2 protein-coding genes are annotated in these 5576 nt (G+C 61.4%); both read right to left on the bottom strand.

The window, feature by feature from the left end; genetic code table 11:
- Nucleotides 1-620 precede the first annotated feature (620 nt).
- Nucleotides 621-1172: a hypothetical protein gene (locus tag ACFYX4_RS40895; protein ID WP_389345058.1), complete on the bottom strand. Its 552-nt coding sequence runs from the start codon at nucleotides 1170-1172 to the stop codon at nucleotides 621-623.
- Nucleotides 1173-1254: 82 nt separating this feature from the next.
- Nucleotides 1255-4596, bottom strand: a complete 3342-nt coding sequence (locus ACFYX4_RS40890; RefSeq protein ID WP_389345056.1) for a NucA/NucB deoxyribonuclease domain-containing protein — start codon at nucleotides 4594-4596, stop codon at nucleotides 1255-1257.
- Nucleotides 4597-5576: the final 980 nt, after the last annotated feature.

The following is a 5576-nucleotide window of genomic DNA, read 5'->3' as shown; positions in this document are numbered from 1 at the left end:
TTCACCCGTCCGGCCTTCCCCTTGCCTGTTGCCCTCGGGTGGAACGAGGGCACTTGGGCTTATGCCCGGAGCTTCACACCCCGCCGTTACCAGCGACGCATGTCCGGGCGGGGACAGGTCATCGGACACTGACCCGGGGCTACTCTGTCGCCGACGCCATCGCCGACCTCCTCTCCAAGAGAGCCCACTCAACACACGCGACTTCGTGTCGCACCTTCACCTGGAAAGTGCCTCCGACGTTGGCGGGAACAAGGACCTCAGCAATCCTCATTCTCGCTGGTCAGAGGCACTTTCTGCTTTCGCGATCACCAGCCGGACAGCCCGCCTCGTGAAAGCGCAAGGCTAACAGCAGGTTGCCCACCCCGGCCTGCCGTCGGACCTCCTTGCGGCGGTCCTTCACGTAGAGGCGGACTATGGGATACGAGATGTCGTCGGCCCCATGGTCCTCGACCAGGCGGTCGTAGATCCGCTGGGCGGTGTGCCTGCTGCTTGGGCGGAGCGTCCAGGTCAGCCAGCAGCATCCCTCTCTCTGGGACTCTCGGAGGCGTCATGCACCTGCGGGACTGGCGCGCCGCGGTGACGTCAAGGAGCGGAGCGCCGAATCACCGACCGGGGCAAGCTCAGACGGACAGCCAGTATTGGGCTTGATTCGAGGTGATCTGCAGGACCTCTGGATCGCTTTGAGGTTCGGCCCAGATCTGGAGGTGGAAGGAGTCGATCGGCACTGCGGAGTACAGGTCGAATGCCTGGTCCATGTTGCGGGCGTGGTAACGCAGCCGGTACCAGCCGGGCCCCGCCGGCATTGTGGGCAAGGTGATGAACCTGCCGCCGCCTCCCCAGGCACTGACATGGACGGGTTCGATATCGATCTGGAGGCTGACTTCGACCACGTCGTCGTATTCGTTCAGGAGCGGCTCCGGCTCACCGGCGTGGACCGACACTGTCAGGTCGACAACGCCCTTGTTGAGGCCGGTGACAAGGAATGCCCCACCGCGTACGGTTCGTAGGATGCCGGCATGAGCCTCCCCTGGCGCTTTCGGCACAGGAAGCACGGTCCGGTTGAGATTCCGGTCGAGCAGGTAGAACTGCGCGTAGTTCACCGGGAATTCGGCCGCGTGGATGTACGTATTTTCGGAGTCTCCTGACACGACGGCTTCGATCTTTCCGGTCACGCGAACACCTCTTTATTCGTCTTACACGCTTGGCCCCGCAGCGGGAACGATGGCTGCGGGGCCAAGCGTGTGTGATTGGCTCTCAGGTGACGTTCGTCAGGAACAAGGAGTCGTTCTGGCTGGTGGTGCTGGAGTCGATTCCGCTGCCGGTGTAGTCGAGCAGTTCGTGGTGGGACCAGTCGCTGATCGGCACACCGCCGCGGGAGAGATGGAACCAGCCCAAAGTGCTCCAGCCGAACCGGTACAGGCGGTTGTGATCGGCATAGTAGTCGGTGTAGCCGCTGCCGTACGAGAGCTGTTTCTTCATCGTGTTGTTGAAGAAGGTGTTGTTGGGGCCTGACGAGCCGGACCACTTGACGGCCTTCTGTCCGGCGGCCCACCAGATCGGGAACCAGGTCGAGTCGTCGGGGGCACTGCCGCCCTCGTCGCCGCAGTTGCTGTAGCAGCTTCCCGATCTGTGCTCATACGGAACTGTGGATGTGTTGAGCTCGAACAGGTTGTTGCGTTCCCACCCGCCGTGCAGGTTCAGGTCCGAGTCGAAGTCGTTGCCGATGGCGACGTTCCCCGACGCTGACCACTGGAAGGTGAAGTGTCGCAGGTTGCGGGTGGTGTTGCCGGCGTAGACCGAGTCCCAAACCCGGGAACCGCGGAAGTAGCCGTTGCCGCCCTTGCCCTTATTCCAGGAGCCATCGAGGTAGTTGTCGGCGATGGTGAGGTTCTTCGCCTCCTCGGTGACGATGGGGTGTGATCCCGTCATGTGCATGCGGACACCCTTGACCCAGTCATTGACGGCCCACTTGAAGACGATGCCGTTCATCTCCGCAGCCGGGGCCATGTTGCCGTAGTTATGGACGGCGGACGTCGGGCTCTGTCCGGGCAGGACCTGGGTGATGTACATGTTCTCGAAGCCGACTCCCTCGACGGGGTCCACGAGCGGTGAGGCTTTGGAGTCGACAGGGGCGGTTGGGCAGGTATCCGTACCGTTGGCCTCCTCGTCGCAGGGTATGGGCTCGGAGCCGTCGGATTCGGAGGTCACCGGCACGTCGTATTCGAGAGGTTTGTCGATGGTGATCCAACGGTCGGAACTCGATGTCCCCACGCCTGTGATCTTGAAGAGCTGCTGTCGCATGTGCAGGGGCTGGAGCGCGAAGTCGGACGGCACTGCAGACATCTGGCGGTAGAAGTTCATCGTGTTCGCCGCGCGGATGTTCACATACTTGCCGACGACGAGATTTGCTCTGATCTTGCTGTTGGTGTCGTTCCTGATGTAGATCTTCGTATCTCCGGTGCGGGCAGCGAATCCGGTGTCATTGGGCTTGTCACGGAGTTTGGCGCCGGCCTTCCAATGGACGTTGACCGTGCCTTCCAGAAGGTCCTTGCGATTGTCGTCCGCGTCTTCCCAGGCATCCTGGTAGTCGGCGTGGACAGTGCGGCTCTGGACGCGGAACAGTCCCCGGCCCGGCCAGATCCACCCGCCGGAGGCAGGACCGCTGGTCATCGCGTCCTTGTCCCAGTTGGAGCCGTCTGCGGTGATGGTGTCGTACCGGGTGTCGTCGTCGGGTTCGAAGCGGATGCGGGTGCCGGTGGCCGGGTCGGAGCCGGATCCGCGGATGACGATGTAGTCGGCGTCGACGTATATCTGACGGGAGATGTTGATCTCGCCGGGCGGAAGTTCGATGAGGCTGAGGTTGCTGAACCCTGCTGTCGCGGAACAGTTGGCCTTGATGTCGTCGATGGCCTGCTGGAAGCCCACGCTGGCGTCACCGTTGTTGGACATGTTCTGATAGTTCGTCTCGAACTCCGCGGCAGTGATGACACAGGCATCCGAGGTGCTGAAGCTGGAGGCTGTCGGAAGACCGGCAGCTCCCGCCTGATAGCCGGCCCTGGACCAGTCGTAGACACCCGAGACGGCACCGCGCCGGTTGGTCGAGGTCAGATCGAGACCGGTTCTGGCCGTTGACAGTGGGGGTGCTTGGGTCACCGGGTAGCTGCAGGTGTAAGGGGCGTTGGGCGACCATGTGCGGCTTCCATTGTAGTTGCCACCCACTATGTCGACGTAGAATTTGTCACCTGGCAGGACATGCTGTTTCCAGTAGAACCATCCGAGCTTTGACCCGCCGCCAGAGTTCTGGCTGGCATTGATCATCCGGCAGCTGTAGCTTCCGGTTCCTGCGCCTTCCTCTGTGGAGTTGAACGGATACTCATCGCAGGAGTCGCCGGTAGGGCGGGGTAATGATTTCGGGCAAGCCGCATCTCGGTTGTCCCCGTCGGCGGCATCGGCGATCCTAGTGAGCGGGGTTCCTGAAGGGCTACCGGGAAGTGCCCCGCCTACGTTCTTTCCTGGAACGCCGTAGCCCTGCTGTGCCTGTTTGATGTGCCAGGCCAGCTCGGGATAATCAGCCCAGTTACCGTCGAGCGCATAGCGCAGAGAAGGCTTGAAATGCTCGTAGACACAGCCGGTATCGACGTTCTCTTCGACGGTGTCGCATCGAAGCAGCGGGGGTTCGTTGGGCCAGTATTCCGCAATGCGGTTGACGGTGTGCGGGAATACGACTTCCACGAAGGACGACGGACGAGACCAGGCAATGTCTCCCGCATTCGTGGCAGCTGTCGATGTTTTCCATTTCCCTACCGCAGTGGATGAGACGTCGAAGGGATGGCTGATGACATCGACGCTTCCGGTCGCCGGGAAGAGGTGCCAGCTCGGATCCGCAGTGTCAACGACGTCGCATGGCGTGTTCCCGAGCTCGTCCGGTCCCTGGCTATCGGTCTCGCACCAGTGGGGTATCACTGTGGCGGTCGCGCCTGCGATATTGCCCCAACTTGTGGGCATCTTGCGCAGCTCGATCCGGTAATTCCAGGTGTCTGAGGGGGTACCGTCGTTCGGCTGGCCGACAGCGCCTCCCACCCCGTCATAGAGGTCTGGGCTTGACGTGTCGGCAAAGGTGTACTGGGCGACGTCGAAGTAGAGTTCGCCTTCGACTACCGGTGCGCCGTTAACTTCCCGTACCGCTCGCGCCACGTATGCTTCCATGCCGCACGTCCATGTGCGCCGTGAGACCCATTCGCCATACATGAACTCGCACGAAATGGGAATGCTGTTGTCGGGCCCTTCACCGGAGAGGGTGCTGACTTTCAGCTTCCCGGATTTCTTCTTGAATCTGGGATCCTTGGCTCTCGCCTTAGCTTTAGTCACGGGGACTTTCTGGAGACAGATCGCCCTCTGCTTGCTCTTCTCCCCCTTCTTGTTCTTGGCGCGCTTGAAAATCCCGCCAATGTCATTGCACGAGCTCGTTAATCGGCCCGTATCTTTCATGGCGATACGCTGGTCGGGTACCGGTTTGATTGAGCCCGTAGGCGTCGGCTTGGATGGTTCGGCCTGGGCGGGAAGGGAAAGCAGAGTAGCCCCTAAGATCAGGGACATGACAACTGAAGCTAGCTTTTTTCGCACCGAGTTCCTCTCGCTTTGCACCCTCGGTTTACCTGAGGGTATGCGTCCTCGACTACCTTTTTGCGTCAGATTCGGCCGCGCTTTGTGGCCGATCGACAGTAGAGGTGGATTTGGTCGCGACACTGCGGCCAGAACGGTGATTTTCCTTGTTTCGTGCCGCGCGTCCGGTCAACTCTTAAGCGGCGACCAAGGAAATGTTTGATGGTCATTCATTGAATCGGGAATCCGGGATCCGTACGGCGAACTTCCCGCCATTCGCGCCTGCGCACTATCTTGCTATGGCTCTGCGATAGCGAGGGTACGTCGATAGAATTTCGCGCCTACCAGCCTTCACGCTGGCTGCTGCGATGGCCTATTCGGGTTGGGCGGTGGGCTCCAGGAGTGCTGGAAGTGAAGGCGTGGACTCCCCGCTCGACTGCTGTCTCCGTCGGCTCGACACGCTGAGCTTCATGAGCACCCTCCAGCCCCCATACCGCTCGCCCCCTGCGCGACCGGCAGATAACGAAGATCGCACGGATGACAGCAAACGCACAAGACCTTCCCACGCCGTGGCGGTTCGGTGTCCATGGGTCGGCATGAGTGACGATGTGTCAGTTTGGTGTATGTGTAATGGTGGTGGCATGCGAGGGGGTAGCCTCGATCCCTTCCACCAGATCCGCCGCCGCGTCCGACCCAGGCACGCGCCCTGCGCATCGACGCCATCGAACTCGTCGACGTCAGCCCCGACGACGCCGAAGAGAAGACGATCACGTGGATGACCATCGCCAGGATCCCGCTCGCTGCGGCCCGATGAACGTGCTTCTCAACCACCGCTACCCGGGGCCTGGTTGTCAGTCTGGTGTGGAACTCTGCCCGTCGTGAAGCGTCCGGAGATCGACCATGCTGCGGCTGACTTCGAACTTCGGGCCTCCGGCCTGGAGACGGTCGAGCTGTATCCCGGGGTGCCCTCCACC

Origin of the sequence: Streptomyces sp. NPDC002328, from assembly GCF_042890065.1 — a bacterium.
GTDB lineage: Bacteria > Actinomycetota > Actinomycetes > Streptomycetales > Streptomycetaceae > Streptomyces.
The sequence above is the reverse complement of the archived record's forward strand: the minus strand, read 5'-3'. Positions and strand labels throughout refer to the sequence as shown.